Origin of the sequence: Enterobacter sp. SA187 (genome assembly GCF_001888805.2) — a bacterium.
GTDB lineage: Bacteria > Pseudomonadota > Gammaproteobacteria > Enterobacterales > Enterobacteriaceae > Enterobacter_D.
In genome coordinates, this window is sequence record NZ_CP019113.1 from 1,265,704 (window position 1) to 1,281,731 (window position 16,028).

Consider the following 16,028-nt stretch of genomic DNA (forward strand, 5'->3'; position numbering starts at 1 on the left):
AAGGCGCGGATCAGTTTGCATGCGCTGGTTATTTTCTGTATGATTCGCCGCCTTTGATGTGTTTTGATCACGTCAAAGAGAACGTAACTACTTTAAACATCGCGTGGTGTCTGGCGTTAGGGCTGGAAGAGCGACGCGGCCTTAAACTGAGGTTTCTCCCATGAAAAAAGGTATTCACCCGAATTATGTTGAAATTACTGCAAACTGTTCTTGCGGTAATGTGATCAAAACCCGTTCTACCGTGGGTCACGATCTGAACCTGGACGTGTGCAGCAAATGCCACCCGTTCTATACTGGCAAGCAGCGTGACGTTGCTACCGGTGGCCGTGTTGACCGCTTCAACAAGCGCTTCAGCCTGCCAGGCAGCAGCAAATAAGTATTGGCTGCCAGAAAGAACCGCCTGCGGGCGGTTTTTTTATGCCTGAAATTCGGGCCAAAACAAAAGGGCAGAATATCTTCTGCCCTTTTTTATTGCTTAGTATTCCCACGTATCCGGGTCGATGCCCAGTTCACGCATGATGATCTTCGCCGCTTCCGGGATCTCATCGCTGCGCTCTTTACGCAGGTCTTCATCGTTCGGCAAAGGCTGACCGGTAAAGGCATGCAGGAACGCTTCACACAGCAGTTCACTGTTAGTGGCGTGACGCAGGTTGTTCACCTGACGACGAGTACGTTCATCGGTGAGGATTTTTAACACCTTCAGAGGAATGGAAACCGTAATTTTCTTTACTTGTTCACTCTTCTTACCGTGCTCAGCGTATGGGCTGATATATTCGCCGCTCCATTCAGCCATGAGATACCTTTAATCCTCTCAGTCATTAGTAAAAGGTCGAAACCTGATCAAACGCAGGTACCGCACCGTAATCTCGCGTAGTTTACCGTAGAGACGACACCGTGACACGGAGTATCGAATCGGCGGATATGCGCTAACGCATATAATTTTAACGGCTATTATGCATTTGCTCAATCTATACGCAAAGAAGTTTAGATGTCCAGATGTATTGACGTCCATATTCACAATGCTATTCTGATGGCTGACTTTTCATCCCTTAAGCCAGGAAGCCTTCACATGACGCGTAAACAGGCCACCATCGCAGTGCGTAGCGGATTGAATGATGACGAGCAGTACGGTTGCGTTGTCCCGCCGATTCATCTCTCCAGTACCTATAACTTCACCGGCTTTAACGAACCGCGAGCCCATGACTACTCCCGTCGCGGTAACCCGACGCGGGATGTGGTGCAGCGCGCGCTGGCGGAACTGGAAGGCGGCGCGGGCGCGGTGATGACCAATACCGGCATGTCGGCGATCCACCTGGTGACCACTGTCTTTCTGAAGCCCGGCGATCTGCTGGTCGCGCCGCACGATTGCTACGGCGGCAGCTACCGCCTGTTCGACAGTCTGGCAAAACGCGGCTGTTATCGCGTTTTATTTGTCGATCAGGGCGACGAGCAGGCATTAAAATCGGCGCTGGCCGAAAAACCGAAACTGGTGCTGGTGGAAAGTCCGAGCAACCCATTGTTGCGCGTTGTGGATATTGCGAAAATCTGTCAGCTTGCGCGTGAAGCCGGGGCCGTCAGCGTGGTGGATAACACCTTCTTAAGCCCGGCATTGCAGAACCCGCTGGCGCTGGGTGCCGATCTGGTTTTACATTCATGCACTAAATATCTGAATGGCCATTCTGACGTGGTCGCAGGGGTGGTGATCGCCAAAGACGAGGCGACTGTCACTGAACTGGCATGGTGGGCGAATAATATCGGCGTCACCGGCAGCGCCTTTGACAGCTATCTGCTGCTGCGCGGGCTGCGTACGTTGTCGCCGCGCATGGAAGTGGCGCAACGCAATGCCCAGGGGATTGTGGATTTCCTTAAAACACAGCCGCTGGTGAAAAAACTGTATCACCCGTCGTTGCCGGAAAATCAGGGCCACGAGATTGCTGCCCGTCAGCAAAAAGGATTTGGCGCCATGCTCAGTTTTGAACTGGATGGCGATGAACAAACATTACGTCGTTTCTTAAGCGGGCTGTCACTGTTTACGCTGGCGGAGTCGTTAGGGGGAGTTGAAAGTTTGATCTCCCACGCCGCCACCATGACACACGCAGGCATGGCGCCAGAAGCGCGCGCCGCGGCGGGTATTTCCGAGACGTTGCTGCGTATTTCCACCGGCATCGAAGATGGCGAAGATTTAATTGCCGACCTGGAAAATGGCTTCCGGGCAGCAAACAAGGGGTAAACATGAGTGTGATTGCGCAGGCAGGGGCGAAAGGTCGTCAACTGCATAAGTTTGGTGGGAGTAGTCTGGCTGACGTGAAATGTTACCTGCGTGTGGCGGGTATCATGGCGGAATATTCGCAGCCTGGCGACATGATGGTCGTCTCGGCGGCGGGCAGCACCACCAACCAGTTGATCAGCTGGCTGAAGTTAAGCCAGACCGACAGGCTCTCTGCGCATCAGGTTCAACAGGCGCTGCGTCGCTATCAAAGCGATCTGATCGGCGGTCTGCTGCCTGCGGATATGGCCGACACGCTCACCCAGGCGTTTATTCACGATCTGGAGCGACTGGCGGCGCTGCTTGACAGCGGCATCACCGACGCGGTGTATGCGGAAGTGGTGGGGCACGGTGAGATCTGGTCGGCGCGCCTGATGTCTGCGGTGCTCAATTTACAGGGTATGGAATCCGCCTGGCTGGATGCGCGCGACTTCCTGCGCGCCGAGCGCGGCCCGCAACCGCAGGTCAATGAAGGCTTATCCTATCCGCTGTTGCAGCAACTGCTGGCGCAGCATCCCAATAAACGTACCGTGGTGACGGGCTTTATCTGCCGCAACGATGCGGGGGAAACCGTGCTGCTGGGCCGTAACGGTTCCGACTACTCGGCGACGCAAATCGGCGCGCTGGGCGGCGTGTCCCGCGTGACCATCTGGAGCGACGTGGCCGGGGTGTACAGCGCCGACCCGCGTAAAGTAAAAGATGCCTGCCTGCTGCCGCTGCTGCGCCTTGATGAAGCCAGCGAACTGGCGCGTCTGGCCGCGCCGGTGCTGCACGCCCGTACCTTACAACCGGTTTCCGCCAGCGACATCGATCTGCAACTGCGTTGCAGCTACAACCCGGAGCAGGGCTCCACGCGCATTGAGCGCGTGCTGGCATCCGGCACCGGGGCGCGTATTGTCACCAGTCATGATGACGTCTGCCTGATTGAGTTCCAGGTGCCCGCCAGTCAGGATTTCGCGCTGGCCCATAAAGAGGTGGATCTGATCCTCAAGCGCGCGCAGCTGCGTCCGCTGGCGGTCGGCATTCATAACGATCGCAACCTGCTGCAACTTTGCTACACCTCGGAAGTGGTCGACAGCGCGCTGAAGCTGTTGCAGGACGCCGGGCTGACCGGTGAACTGCGCCTGCGTCAGGGGCTGGCGCTGGTGGCGCTGGTCGGGGCGGGCGTCTGCCGTAATCCGCTGCACAGCCATCGTTTCTGGCAGCAATTAAAGGGTCAGCCGGTAGAGTTTATCTGGCAGTCCGACGACAGCATCAGCCTGGTGGCCGTGCTGCGCGCCGGGCCGACGGAGAGCCTGATCCAGGGGCTGCACCAGTCGCTGTTCCGCGCGGAAAAACGTATCGGTCTGATGCTGTTCGGCAAGGGCAATATCGGCTCGCGCTGGCTGGAGCTGTTCGCCCGTGAACAGGGCGCGCTGTCGGCGCGGACCGGTTTTGAATTTGTGCTGGCGGGCGTGGTGGACAGCCGCCGCAGCCTGCTGAGCTATGAGGGGCTGGATGCCAGCCGCGCGCTGGCGTTCTTTAACGATGAAGCGGTCGAACAGGATGAGGAGTCGCTGTTCCTGTGGATGCGCGCCCATCCCTATGATGATTTAGTGGTGCTGGATGTGACTGCCAGCGAACAGCTGGCCGATCAGTATCTGGACTTCGCCAGCCACGGTTTTCACGTTATCAGCGCCAATAAACTGGCCGGAGCGAGCGACAGTCACAAATACCGCCAGATCCATGACGCCTTCGAAAAAACCGGCCGTCACTGGCTGTATAACGCCACCGTGGGCGCGGGCTTACCCGTGAACCATACCGTGCGCGATCTGATCGACAGCGGCGATGCCATTCTCGCTATCAGCGGTATTTTCTCCGGCACGCTCTCCTGGCTGTTCCTGCAATTTGACGGCACCGTACCCTTTACCGAGCTGGTGGATCAGGCCTGGCAGCAGGGGCTGACCGAGCCGGATCCGCGCGTCGATCTCTCCGGTAAAGACGTGATGCGCAAGCTGGTGATCCTTGCCCGTGAAGCGGGTTATGACATCGAACCGGATCAGGTGCGCGTGGAGTCGCTGGTGCCGAACGGCTGTGAAGAGGGGTCGGTGGATCACTTCTTTGAGAACGGCGATGAGCTGAACGACCAGATGGTGCAGCGGCTGGAAGCGGCGCGGGAAATGGGCCTCGTGCTGCGTTACGTGGCGCGTTTCAACGCTAACGGAAAAGCGCGCGTCGGCGTGGAAGCGGTACGCCCTGAACATCCGCTGGCGGCCCTGCTGCCGTGCGATAACGTGTTTGCCATCGAAAGCCGCTGGTATCGCGATAATCCGCTGGTGATCCGCGGGCCTGGCGCGGGACGCGATGTGACCGCCGGGGCGATCCAGTCAGACATCAATCGCCTGGCGCAACTGCTGTAGTTTTTATCCCCCTCACTGCCAGAGTGAGGGGGCTTTCCATCCTGAATCTTTTTCATCTTCCCTGAACAATCCTCACACAGTTTCACGATAATTCTGTTGACGCCATATCGCTTTTCCGTCATTTTTACATCTGGACGTCTAAACGTATAGAAGTTCACATTACAATAAACAACGACACGCGATTGATGAGGTAAGGTATGAGCTTTTTTCACGCCAACCAGCGGGAAGCCCTGAATCAGAGCCTGGCAGAAGTGCAGGGGCAGATTAATGTCTCTTTTGAGTTTTTCCCGCCGCGCACCAGTGAAATGGAACAGACTTTATGGCACTCCATCGATCGCCTGAGCAGCCTGAAGCCGAAATTTGTCTCCGTGACTTATGGCGCAAACTCCGGCGAGCGCGACCGTACGCACAGCATTATTAAAGGCATCAAAGATAAAACCGGTCTGGAAGCGGCCCCGCATCTCACCTGTATTGACGCCAGCCGTGACGAACTGCGCAGCATCGCCCGGGATTACTGGAACAACGGTATCCGTCATATCGTGGCGCTGCGCGGCGATCTGCCGCCGGGCGGCGGTAAACCGGATATGTACGCCACCGACCTGGTCGCGCTGTTAAAAGAGGTTGCTGATTTTGATATTTCCGTTGCCGCCTATCCGGAAGTGCACCCGGAAGCGAAGAGCGCGCAGGCGGATCTGCTGAACCTGAAACGCAAAATCGACGCTGGCGCTAACCGTGCCATCACGCAGTTTTTCTTCGACGTGGAAAGCTATCTGCGATTCCGCGACCGCTGCGCCTCGACCGGCATCGACGTGGAAATCATTCCGGGCATTCTGCCGGTCTCGAACTTTAAACAGGCTAAAAAATTCGCCGACATGACCAACGTGCGTATTCCGGCATGGATGTCGCAGATGTTTAACGGTCTGGATGATGACCCCGAAACCCGTAAGCTGGTGGGCGCGAATATCGCCATGGACATGGTGAAGATTTTAAGCCGCGAAGGGGTGAAGGATTTCCACTTCTATACGCTGAACCGCGCCGAGATGAGCTATGCCATTTGTCATACGCTGGGCGTGCGCCCGTCGCTGTAACCAAAAACGCCGGGCATGACTGCCCGGCAACCGGTTTATTCCCACTCTTCCAGGAAACGCTGACCATACTGATCGGCGACGATCAGCGCCGCGTACACCTCATCAGGCGTGGCGCCGCCCGGCATATTGTGAATAGTTTCCCCTTCCGCGCAGGCCGCTTGCGCCACCTGGCGCAATTTCGCCGGAATATCGGCTTTAATATCCAGCTGGGCGAGGGTGATCGGCAGGCCGACGCTGTGACACAGCGACGCCACGGTTTCGATCTCCTCCACCGACGCGTTTTCTAACACCAGCTGCGTCAGTGTACCGAAGGCCACTTTTTCGCCGTGATAGTAATGGTGCGCGTCCGGGATCGCCGTCAGACCATTATGAATGGCATGCGCCGCCGCCAGTCCGCCGCTTTCAAAGCCGACGCCGCTGAGATAGGTATTGGCTTCCACGATGCGCTCCAGCGCGGCGGTCACCACATGCTGCTCCGCCGCCAGCATGGCTTTTTCACCCTGTTCCAGCAGCGTGTTGTAGCACAGCTCGGCCAGCGCAAGCGCCGCCTGGGTGCACTGTCCGCCCGCCATGGTGGTGGCCCCGCTGCGGGCGCAGGCGCGCGCTTCAAACCAGGTGGCCAGCGCATCGCCGATCCCGGCGGCCAGCAGACGCGCAGGCGCGCCCGCCACCACTTTGGTATCGACAATCACCAGATCCGGGTTTTTCGGCAGCATCAGGTAACGTTCGAATTCACCGGAGTCGGTATAGATCACCGACAGCGCGCTGCACGGCGCATCGGTTGAGGCGATGGTCGGCGCGATCGCCACCGGCAGGTGCATGTAGTGGGCCAGCGCTTTGGCGGTATCCAGGGTTTTACCGCCGCCAATGCCCAGCACCGCCGTGCAGTCTGCCTCTTCAGCCAGCGCGCGCAGACGGTCGATTTCCGTTTGCGAACATTCGCCGCCAAAGGGCACGATATCGGCGCTCAGGTCGGCATCATCAAAACTTTTTTGCAGCGTCTCCTGCGCGAAACCTAAAACGAATTTGTCACCGACCACCAGCCAGCTTTCCGCCAGCGGTTTCAGATAGTCTCCCAGACGGGTGAGCACATCTGCCCCCTGAATGTATTTGCCCGGCGATTGAATAATGTGGTCCATAGTTGACTCCTTTTACAGCGTTAACGTGCCAAAGGCGGTTTGCCAGTCGTGCTCGAATTTCTCGATCGCCGCCTCTACTGCCGGCGTACCGAGTATTTGTTGCGCTACCTCTAAGGGTAGCGTAATCGCCTGACATCCGGTCAGCAGACAGTCGAGCGCCTGGCGCGGGGTCTTAAAGCTGGCTGCCAGCACCATGCTGTCCGGCGTATGAAGTTCGAGCAGACGTTGCAGCTCCTGCACCATACGGATACCGTCGCCGCCCTGCGCATCCACGCGGTTGACGTAGGGCGCGACGTATTTTGCCCCCGCGAGCGCCGCCAGCAGACCCTGCGCCGGGCTGTACACCGCCGTTCCCAGCGTCACGATGCCTTCTTTTTTTAACATTTTGATGGCCGCCAGCCCTTCGGCAGTCACCGGCACTTTGACAATGATGCCCGGCAGGATGTCATTCAGCTGTCGGGCATCTGCCACCATGCCGTCCGCCGTGCGGCTCATCACCTGCGCGAACAGCGTGCCGTCAGGCCCGATAGCCTGTTGCAGACGCGGTAACACCTCCCGCAGCGGCTGTTTACCGGCGGCGATTATGCTCGGGTTGGTGGTCACGCCCGCCAGCGGATAAATGCGCGCCAGGCGTTCGACTTCGGCAACGTTGGCCGTGTCCAGATAGAGTTCCATGCTTTACCTCGTCAGCTTTCTGAAGTTGCGATGGCGATCAGCATAAAAGCCGGGGCCGACAGGCCGCTATCTGTCAAATCTGCCAAACACTGGACAAATGTAAGCTGCGGTCAGAAATGCGAGCTGGCTCACAGGTTCGTTTTGGTCAGCTGGCTGTGATACTGGCGGCGGTATTCGGACGGGGTGCGCTCGGTGGCTTTGCGGAACAGGCGGCAGAAATAGTTACTGTCAACAAAGCCGCAGGCGTGGGCCACTTCGTTTATTTTCAGATCGTAATTTTTCAGCAACATGCGTGCATGTTCCAGCCGGATCTGGTTCAGATAAGCGTTAAATCCTGTCGCCCCGGTATTGGCAAACAGATGGGAGAGGTAGTTCGGGGAAATATAGAACGCCTGCGCCACGGACTCACGGGTCAGCGGCGCGGCATAATTTTCGTCGATATAATGGCGTATGGCTTCAAACAGCGCCTGGCTGCGGGAGGCGGTCTGGATCTGGCTGCCCAGCAGATCGGCGCAGTGGCTGAGCAGGCTTCTTACCGTGAGACGGGCGGTGCGCTGCTCGTGCGGCTGCATCTGTAATTCACTGAGCGTCTGCAATAATAAAGAGCCGGTACGCGGGCCGCGCCGCGCCACCTGGGCGTGACACAGATTGTGCAGATGGACGCCGTCCCGGCGTTGCACGCTGAAAACTAAATACTGTTTCTCAAAGTGGATGTTAAGCAGAGTGGCGGGCTGGCGGCACTGCGGCGCATTCCAGTGACCGGTGGGGATAAAGAGCACGTCGTTTTCCGCCATGACAGCGGGTTCACTACCGTCTGTTATTTCGCCCTCGAGCACGATTTCCAGCCGCGGAAAATCCGTCTGTAATGCCCCTGCCGGAACCGGCCCTGCGCCGCGAGCAAACCAGACGCGCTGCAACAGGGCGGCGTCTTCGGCGAATCGGGTAAGGTGATGGCTGAGGTCGTATGACATGTTTTTCCCGGAGATCGCCCGGTGAACGTTGCGTCACCGGGCGGGGGAGGCCGTGCAGATTAGCCGGTGTTACGCATACCGGCAGCCACACCGGCGATGGTGACCATTAAGGCCTGTTCCACGCACGGATCTGCTTCTTTACCTTCTTCTTCCGCCTGACGCGAACGGTGCAGCAGTTCGGCCTGGAGAACGTTGAGCGGGTCGGTATAGATGTTACGTAACTGGATGGACTCGGCGATCCACGGCAGGTCGGCCATCAGGTGCGAGTCGTTGGCGATATCCAGCACCACTTTGATGTCCGCTTCCAGTTGGTCGCGCAGTTCGCTGCCCAGCGCCCACAGTTCCGGTTTCACCAGACGCTGATCGTAGTATTCCGCCAGCCACAAATCAGCTTTGGAGAACACCATTTCCAGCATCCCCAGACGGGTAGAGAAGAACGGCCAGTCGCGACACATGGCTTCCAGTTCGCTCTGCTTACCGTCTTCCACCACTTTTTGCAGCGCCGCGCCTGCGCCCAGCCAGGCGGGCAGCATTAAGCGGTTTTGCGTCCAGGCAAAAATCCACGGAATGGCGCGCAGCGATTCGACGCCGCCGGTCGGGCGACGTTTGGCCGGACGTGAGCCCAGCGGCAGTTTGCCGAGTTCCTGCTCCGGCGTCGCCGAACGGAAATAGGGCACAAAGCTTTCGTTTTCGCGCACATAGCCACGGTACATGTCGCAGGAGATGTCAGACAGCTCGTCCATAATGTGGCACCAGGCGTCTTTCGGCTCCGGCGGCGGCAGCAGGTTGGCTTCGAGGATTGCGCCAGTGTAGAGCGACAGGCTGCTGATGGTGATATCCGGCAGGCCGTACTTAAAGCGGATCATCTCCCCCTGTTCGGTCACGCGTAGTCCGCCTTTCAGGCTGCCCGGCGGTTGAGAAAGCAATGCCGCGTGCGCCGGTGCGCCGCCGCGACCAATGGAGCCGCCGCGTCCGTGGAACAGCGTCAGCGCGATGCCCGCTTTTTCGCAGGTTTTGATCAGCGCGTCCTGTGCCTGATATTGCGCCCAGGAGGCCGCCATCACGCCCGCATCTTTCGCGGAGTCGGAATAGCCAATCATCACCATCTGTTTGCCCTGAATGAAGCCGCGATACCAGTCGATATTCAGCAACTGGGTCATGACGTCATTGGCGTTGTTGAGGTCGTCGAGGGTTTCAAACAGCGGCGCGACCGGCAGAGCAAAGCCGATACCCGCTTCTTTGAGCAGCAAATGCACGGCCAGCACGTCAGACGGCGTTTTCGCCATCGAGATCACATAGGCGGCAACGGATCCTTGCGGCGCATCGACGATCGCTTTGCAGGTGTTAAATACTTCACGGGTGTCATCGCTTGGCTCCCAGTTGCGCGGCAGCAGCGGACGTTTGGAATTGAGTTCGCGGATCAGGAACGCCTGTTTATCGGCCTCTGACCAGCTTTCGTAATCACCGATACCGAGGTAGCGGGTCAGTTCGCCCAGCGCTTCGGTATGGCGGGTGCTTTCCTGACGCACATCAATACGCACCAGCGGTACGCCAAAGCATTTGACGCGGCGTAGGGTATCGAGCAGTTCGCCGTTAGCGATGATCGACATGCCGCAGGCCTGCAACGATTTATAGCAGGCGTACAGCGGATCCCACAGCTGTTCGTTATTGGACAGCAGACCTGCCGGTTTTGGCAGGCGCTGGCCTTTCAGACGGGCTTCCAGCCAGGCCTGAGTCGCCATCAACTGGCTGCGCAGCCCTTTCAGCAGATAGCGGTACGGCTCCTGCGCGCCTTCGCTGCCGACCATTTCACGCAGTTCGTCGGTACACTCCACCATCGACAGTTCAGAGATCAGCACCTGAATATCTTTCAGGAACAGATCGGTGGCTTTCCAGCGGCTCAGCAGCAGGACGTGGCGGGTGATCTCCGCCGTGACGTTCGGGTTGCCGTCGCGATCGCCCCCCATCCAGGAAGTGAAACGCACCGGGACAAAATCCACCGGCAGCTTGTAGCCAAGATTTTCTTCCAGCTGTTCGTTCAGCTCGCGCAGGTAATTCGGGACGCCTTCCCACAGGCTGTTTTCCACCACGGCAAAGCCCCATTTGGCTTCGTCCACCGGGCTTGGGCGATGTTTACGGATTTCGTCCGTATGCCAGGACTGGGCAATCAGCTGGCGCAGGCGGCGCATCAGCTGGTTACGCTCGTAATCGGCAATGTCTTTGTTATCAAGCTGCTTTAAGCAGTTATTCACTTCCACCATTTTGTGGATCAGCGTGCGACGGGTGATTTCTGTCGGGTGGGCGGTCAGCACCAGCTCCAGCGACAGGGATTCCACGGCTTTTTTAATGGTGTCTTCGTTGAGATCGGGCTGGTCTTTCAGCTTTCTGAGGGTGCGGGCGATAATTTCCGGATTGCTGGCCCCTTCGCCTTTTGGCGATATGCTGTGGTATTGCTCGGCGGTATTAGCCAGATTCAGGAACTGGCTGAAGGCGCGAGCCACCGGTAACAGCTCATCGTTGGACAGGTTCTGCAAGGTGGTGAGCAGCGCCTGGCGGTCGGCTTCGTTACCTGCACGTGAGGATTTTGAGAGCTTACGGATCGTTTCGACACGGTCGAGAATGTTCTCTCCCAGCGCGTCCTTGATGGTATCTCCCAGCAGCTTGCCGAGCATACTGACATTACTACGCAAAGCGGAATATTGTTCGTTCATGTTAACCCAGACACCCCATCTCATTTTATTTTGTTATAACCCTGGTCACGTATCAGGACTGCAGGGAAATAAGACACCGTCTTTTATAAAGCCACGTAAAACCCCGTGCGTCAATTGCTGCGAAAACGGTTCAGCAAACGAATAAATGACGGCAATTTATGAAAGTTAACAGGCGCAGTTGCAGATAAGTAAAGCTTATGGAGATGTGACAAAAATCACCCCTCACCGGGAGGCGAGGGGGAAGAATTAATGCCAGCAGAAGTGATGCACCACCTGGGTGATCAGCTCCCGGGTCGGCTTAATAAAGCGCGTTTCCAGATATTCATCCGGCTGGTGCGCCTGATTAATTGAGCCGGGGCCTAACACCAGCGTCGGGCACAGGGTCTGAATAAAGGGCGCTTCGGTGCAGTAGTTCACCACTTCCGTTTGCGTGCCGAGCAGTTTTTCCACCACCTCGACCAGCTGGTGATCCGGCGGGCACTCGTAGCCGGGGATCGGCGGGTGCAGCTCGGCGATATTGACGCGACCCGGCCAGCGTTCGCTCACCGGCGCCAGCGCTTCATTAAGCAGCCCTTCCAGATCGTTAAGCGTCATGCCCGGCAGCGGGCGAATATCCATATGCAGTTCACAACAGGCGCAGATTCGGTTCGCCGCGTCGCCGCCGTGAATGTGGCCGAGGTTCAGCGTCGGATAAGGTACGGTGAAGGCGTCAAAGTGATAGCGTTCTTTCAGCGTGTCGCGCAGTTGCAGAATATGACCGATGGATTCATGCATCAGTTCGATGGCGTTAACGCCGCGCGCCGGATCGCTGGAGTGGCCGGACTGACCAAGAATGCGGATGGCATTCGAGATGTGCCCTTTGTGGGCGCGTACCGGTTGCAGGGATGTCGGTTCGCCGATAATGGCGCAGTCCGGGCGGATTTCGGCGTGTTCGGCGAAATAGCGCGCGCCCGCCATGCTGGTCTCTTCATCGGCGGTGGCCAGTACGTAGAGCGGCTTTTTAAGTTGCGTCACATCCACGTCACGCAGCGCATCAAGAATGAAGGCAAAAAAGCCTTTCATATCGGCAGTGCCGAGGCCGTAAAGTTTGTTGTCATGCTCGGTGAGGGTAAAGGGATCCCGCGTCCAGCGACCATCGTCAAACGGCACGGTATCGGTATGTCCGGTAAGCAGTAAACCGCCCGATCCCTGGCCCGCGCTGGCGAGCATATTGAATTTATTGCGCGTGCCGGGAACCGGCTGGATGTCCACTTTAAACCCGAGATCGCCAAACCAGCCGCCCAGCAGATTGATTAAAGCCGCATTACTCTGATCCAGCGCTTCTTCCGTTGCGCTGATAGACGGTGTGGCTATCAGAGCGCGGTAAATCTCGATAAATGGCGGTAGATTCATTTTCATTGTTGACACACCTTAGGTCGTGATAGTATCAATATTCATGCAGTAAATGTGAATAAAAATACAATAACGTTGATCGTAAAGGAACCCGATGTTGAATACGCTGATTGTGGGCGCTAGCGGTTATGCGGGCGCTGAGCTTGTAAGCTACGTGAATCGCCACCCTCATATGAACATAACCGCTTTGACCGTGTCAGCGCAAAGCAATGATGCGGGAAAGCGCATCTCCGATTTGCATCCGCAGCTGAAAGGCATTGTCGATCTGCCTTTACAGCCGATGTCCGACATCAGCGAATTTACCGACGGCGTGGACGTGGTGTTTCTGGCAACCGCCCATGAAGTCAGCCATGACCTCGCGCCGCAATTTCTGGCGGCGGGCTGCGTGGTGTTCGACCTCTCCGGGGCGTTCCGCGTTAACGATGCCGGGTTCTATGAAAAATATTATGGCTTCACCCATCAGCATCCGGATCTGCTGGAAAAAGCGGTCTATGGCCTGGCGGAGTGGAACGCCGATAAACTGAAAGAGGCGAATCTGATCGCCGTGCCGGGCTGCTACCCGACGGCGGCGCAGCTGTCGCTGAAGCCGTTGATCGACGCCGGGCTGCTGGATCTTTCCCAATGGCCGGTGATCAACGCCACCAGCGGCGTCAGCGGCGCCGGGCGCAAAGCCGCTATCTCCAACAGTTTCTGTGAAGTGAGCCTGCAACCCTATGGCGTGTTTAATCACCGCCATCACCCGGAAATCACCACCCATCTGGGCGCAGAGGTGATCTTTACCCCGCACCTGGGCAACTTCCCGCGCGGCATTCTGGAAACTATTACCTGCCGCCTGAAACCGGGCGTCGACAGCGCGCAGATCGCGCAAGCTTTCCAGCAGGCGTATGCGGATAAACCGCTGGTGCGTCTGTATGACAAAGGCGTTCCGGCGCTGAAAAACGTAGTCGGTTTACCCTTCTGCGATATTGGTTTCGCGGTGTCGGATCAGCATCTCATTGTGGTGGCGACCGAAGATAACCTGTTGAAAGGTGCGGCGGCGCAGGCGGTGCAGTGTGCAAACATTCGTTTCGGCTATGCTGAAACGCAGTCTCTTATTTAAGGGTGCAATGATGAATCCATTAATTATCAAGCTGGGTGGCGTACTGCTGGATAGCGAAGAAGCGCTGGAGCGCCTGTTTACGGCGCTGGTCAATTATCGTGAGTCTCATCAGCGCCCGCTGGTTATCGTGCACGGCGGCGGCTGCGTGGTGGATGAGCTGATGAAGCAGCTTAACCTGCCGGTGACCAAGAAAAACGGCCTGCGCGTCACGCCAGCCGATCAGATCGACATCATCACCGGCGCGCTGGCGGGGACCGCCAACAAAACGCTGCTGGCATGGGCGAAGAAACATCATATCGCCTCCGTTGGTCTGTATCTGGGCGATGGCGACAGCGTGAGCGTGACGCAGCTCGACGAAGAACTGGGTCACGTCGGCCATGCAAAACCTGGCTCGCCAAAGCTTATCAACACTCTGCTGGACGGCGGTTTCCTGCCGGTGGTCAGCTCCATTGGCGTGACCGACGACGGGCAGTTAATGAACGTCAACGCCGACCAGGCGGCCACGGCGCTGGCAGCGACCCTGGGCGCGGATTTGATCCTGCTGTCTGACGTCAGCGGCATTCTTGACGGTAAAGGTCAGCGCATTGCCGAAATGACGGCGGCGAAAGCTGAGCAGCTGATCGACCAGGGAATTATTACCGATGGCATGATCGTGAAGGTGAACGCCGCGCTGGATGCCGCCCGCACGCTGGGCCGTCCGGTGGACATCGCGTCATGGCGTCATGCGGAACAACTTCCGGCGCTGTTTAACGGCACGCCGATTGGCACCCGTATTCTGGCGTAAGATTTCATACATCGCTGGCGTAAGATTTAATGCCCGGCGGCGCGTTGCTTGCCGGGCCTACAGACCGTAGGCCGGATAAGCGTAGCGCCATCCGGCAGAATTCATAAAGAAAGGAAGAATGTTATGGCACTTTGGGGCGGGCGTTTTACTCAGGCAGCGGATCAACGGTTCAAACAGTTCAACGACTCTTTGCGCTTTGACTATCGCCTGGCGGAGCAGGATATTGTTGGCTCTGTGGCCTGGTCTAAGGCGCTAGTAACGGTAGGCGTGCTGACGGCGCAGGAACAGCAACAGCTGGAAGATGCGCTCACTATTCTGCTGGAGGAAGTGCGTCTCGATCCGCAGCAAATTCTTACCAGCGACGCCGAAGATATTCACAGCTGGGTGGAAGGCAGACTCATCGACAAAGTGGGCGCGCTGGGCAAAAAATTGCATACCGGGCGTAGCCGTAACGACCAGGTGGCCACTGATCTGAAACTGTGGTGTAAAGAGCAGGTGAGTGAACTGCTTGGCGCGAATCGCCAGTTACAGTCTGCGCTGGTGGAAACCGCGCAGGCGAATCAGGATGCGGTGATGCCGGGTTATACGCACCTGCAACGTGCGCAACCGGTGACCTTTGCCCACTGGTGTCTGGCTTATGTCGAGATGCTCGCCCGTGATGAAAGCCGCCTGCAGGATGCGCTAAAGCGTCTGGACGTCAGTCCGTTAGGCTGCGGCGCGCTGGCGGGTACAGCTTATGAAATCGACCGTGAACAGCTGGCGGGCTGGCTGGGCTTTGCGTCGGCGACCCGTAACAGCCTCGACAGCGTATCGGATCGTGACCACGTGCTGGAGTTGCTGTCTGACGCGTCCATCGGCATGGTGCATCTGTCGCGTTTCGCCGAAGATCTGATCTTCTTCAACACCGGTGAAGCAGGTTTTGTGGAGTTGTCCGATCGCGTGACGTCCGGCTCCTCCTTAATGCCGCAGAAGAAAAACCCGGATGCGCTGGAGCTGATCCGCGGTAAATGCGGGCGTGTACAGGGCGCGCTGACCGGCATGATGATGACCCTGAAAGGTCTGCCGCTGGCGTATAACAAAGATATGCAGGAAGACAAAGAAGGGCTGTTCGACGCGCTGGATACCTGGCTGGACTGCCTGCACATGGCAACTCTGGTGCTGGACGGTATTCAGGTGAAACGTCCACGCTGCCAGGAAGCGGCGCAGCAGGGTTACGCGAATGCCACCGAGCTGGCGGATTATCTGGTCGCCAAAGGCGTTCCCTTCCGTGAGGCGCACCATATTGTCGGCGAAGCGGTAGTGGAAGCCATTGCCCAGGGTAAACCACTGGAAGATCTGCCGCTGGCGGATTTACAGAAATTCAGCAGCGTAATTGGCGAGGATGTCTATCCGATCCTGTCACTGCAATCCTGCCTCGATAAACGTGCGGCGAAAGGCGGCGTCTCTCCGGCGCAGGTAGCGCAGGCGATTGCCGATGCCCGACAACGCCTGGGCTGAACAAAAA

13 protein-coding genes are annotated in these 16,028 nt (G+C 57.6%); 7 read left to right on the plus strand and 6 right to left on the minus strand.

Annotation, left to right across the window (positions count from 1 at the left end; translation table 11 throughout):
• Window positions 1–160: 160 nt before the first annotated feature.
• Window positions 161–376, plus strand: coding sequence for a 50S ribosomal protein L31 (rpmE, locus tag BMF08_RS06155; RefSeq protein ID WP_072571324.1), 216 nt, complete (start codon window positions 161–163; stop codon window positions 374–376).
• Between the two features lie 99 nt (window positions 377–475).
• Here rpmE and metJ read toward each other — a convergent pair whose 3' ends face one another.
• Window positions 476–793: a met regulon transcriptional regulator MetJ gene (metJ, locus tag BMF08_RS06160; RefSeq protein WP_072571323.1), complete on the minus strand. Its 318-nt coding sequence runs from the start codon at window positions 791–793 to the stop codon at window positions 476–478.
• Between the two features lie 276 nt (window positions 794–1,069).
• Between metJ and metB the strand changes: the two genes are divergently transcribed.
• The 3 genes from metB to metF all read left to right on the plus strand — a co-directional run bounded on the left by metB (window position 1,070) and on the right by metF (window position 5,753).
• Window positions 1,070–2,230 (plus strand): cystathionine gamma-synthase, encoded by a 1,161-nt coding sequence (metB, locus tag BMF08_RS06165; protein ID WP_072571322.1) that lies wholly within the window; start codon window positions 1,070–1,072, stop codon window positions 2,228–2,230.
• A gap of 2 nt (window positions 2,231–2,232) precedes the next feature.
• Entirely contained in the window at window positions 2,233–4,665 is a 2,433-nt protein-coding gene (locus tag BMF08_RS06170) for a bifunctional aspartate kinase/homoserine dehydrogenase II (protein WP_072571321.1), read from the plus strand.
• 197 nt (window positions 4,666–4,862) lie between these two features.
• Complete coding sequence (gene metF, locus BMF08_RS06175) at window positions 4,863–5,753, plus strand: methylenetetrahydrofolate reductase (RefSeq protein ID WP_072571320.1); 891 nt, start codon at window positions 4,863–4,865, stop codon at window positions 5,751–5,753.
• A 35-nt stretch (window positions 5,754–5,788) separates the two neighbouring features.
• Here the strand turns inward: metF and gldA are convergent, their stop codons facing one another.
• The 5 genes from gldA to argE all read right to left on the minus strand — a co-directional run bounded on the left by gldA (window position 5,789) and on the right by argE (window position 12,647).
• Window positions 5,789–6,892 (minus strand): bifunctional L-1,2-propanediol dehydrogenase/glycerol dehydrogenase, encoded by a 1,104-nt coding sequence (gene gldA, locus BMF08_RS06180; RefSeq protein WP_072571319.1) that lies wholly within the window; start codon window positions 6,890–6,892, stop codon window positions 5,789–5,791.
• Between the two features lie 12 nt (window positions 6,893–6,904).
• Window positions 6,905–7,567 (minus strand): fructose-6-phosphate aldolase, encoded by a 663-nt coding sequence (gene fsa, locus BMF08_RS06185; protein ID WP_072571318.1) that lies wholly within the window; start codon window positions 7,565–7,567, stop codon window positions 6,905–6,907.
• A gap of 128 nt (window positions 7,568–7,695) precedes the next feature.
• Window positions 7,696–8,538 carry a helix-turn-helix transcriptional regulator gene (locus BMF08_RS06190; protein WP_072571317.1) on the minus strand — a complete coding sequence of 281 codons (843 nt, stop codon included), beginning with the start codon at window positions 8,536–8,538 and terminating at the stop codon, window positions 7,696–7,698.
• A gap of 59 nt (window positions 8,539–8,597) precedes the next feature.
• Window positions 8,598–11,249 carry a phosphoenolpyruvate carboxylase gene (ppc, locus tag BMF08_RS06195; RefSeq protein ID WP_072571316.1) on the minus strand — a complete coding sequence of 884 codons (2,652 nt, stop codon included), beginning with the start codon at window positions 11,247–11,249 and terminating at the stop codon, window positions 8,598–8,600.
• Between the two features lie 246 nt (window positions 11,250–11,495).
• Window positions 11,496–12,647 (minus strand): acetylornithine deacetylase, encoded by a 1,152-nt coding sequence (argE, locus tag BMF08_RS06200; protein ID WP_072571315.1) that lies wholly within the window; start codon window positions 12,645–12,647, stop codon window positions 11,496–11,498.
• A gap of 88 nt (window positions 12,648–12,735) precedes the next feature.
• Here argE and argC point away from each other — a divergent pair, with 88 nt between their 5' ends.
• The 3 genes from argC (at window position 12,736) to argH (ending at window position 16,021) form a co-directional block, all read left to right on the plus strand.
• Window positions 12,736–13,740 (plus strand): N-acetyl-gamma-glutamyl-phosphate reductase, encoded by a 1,005-nt coding sequence (gene argC / locus BMF08_RS06205; RefSeq protein ID WP_072571314.1) that lies wholly within the window; start codon window positions 12,736–12,738, stop codon window positions 13,738–13,740.
• A gap of 7 nt (window positions 13,741–13,747) precedes the next feature.
• Window positions 13,748–14,524 carry an acetylglutamate kinase gene (gene argB / locus BMF08_RS06210; RefSeq protein WP_099458830.1) on the plus strand — a complete coding sequence of 259 codons (777 nt, stop codon included), beginning with the start codon at window positions 13,748–13,750 and terminating at the stop codon, window positions 14,522–14,524.
• A gap of 123 nt (window positions 14,525–14,647) precedes the next feature.
• Complete coding sequence (gene argH / locus BMF08_RS06220; protein WP_072571312.1) at window positions 14,648–16,021, plus strand: argininosuccinate lyase; 1,374 nt, start codon at window positions 14,648–14,650, stop codon at window positions 16,019–16,021.
• Window positions 16,022–16,028: the final 7 nt, after the last annotated feature.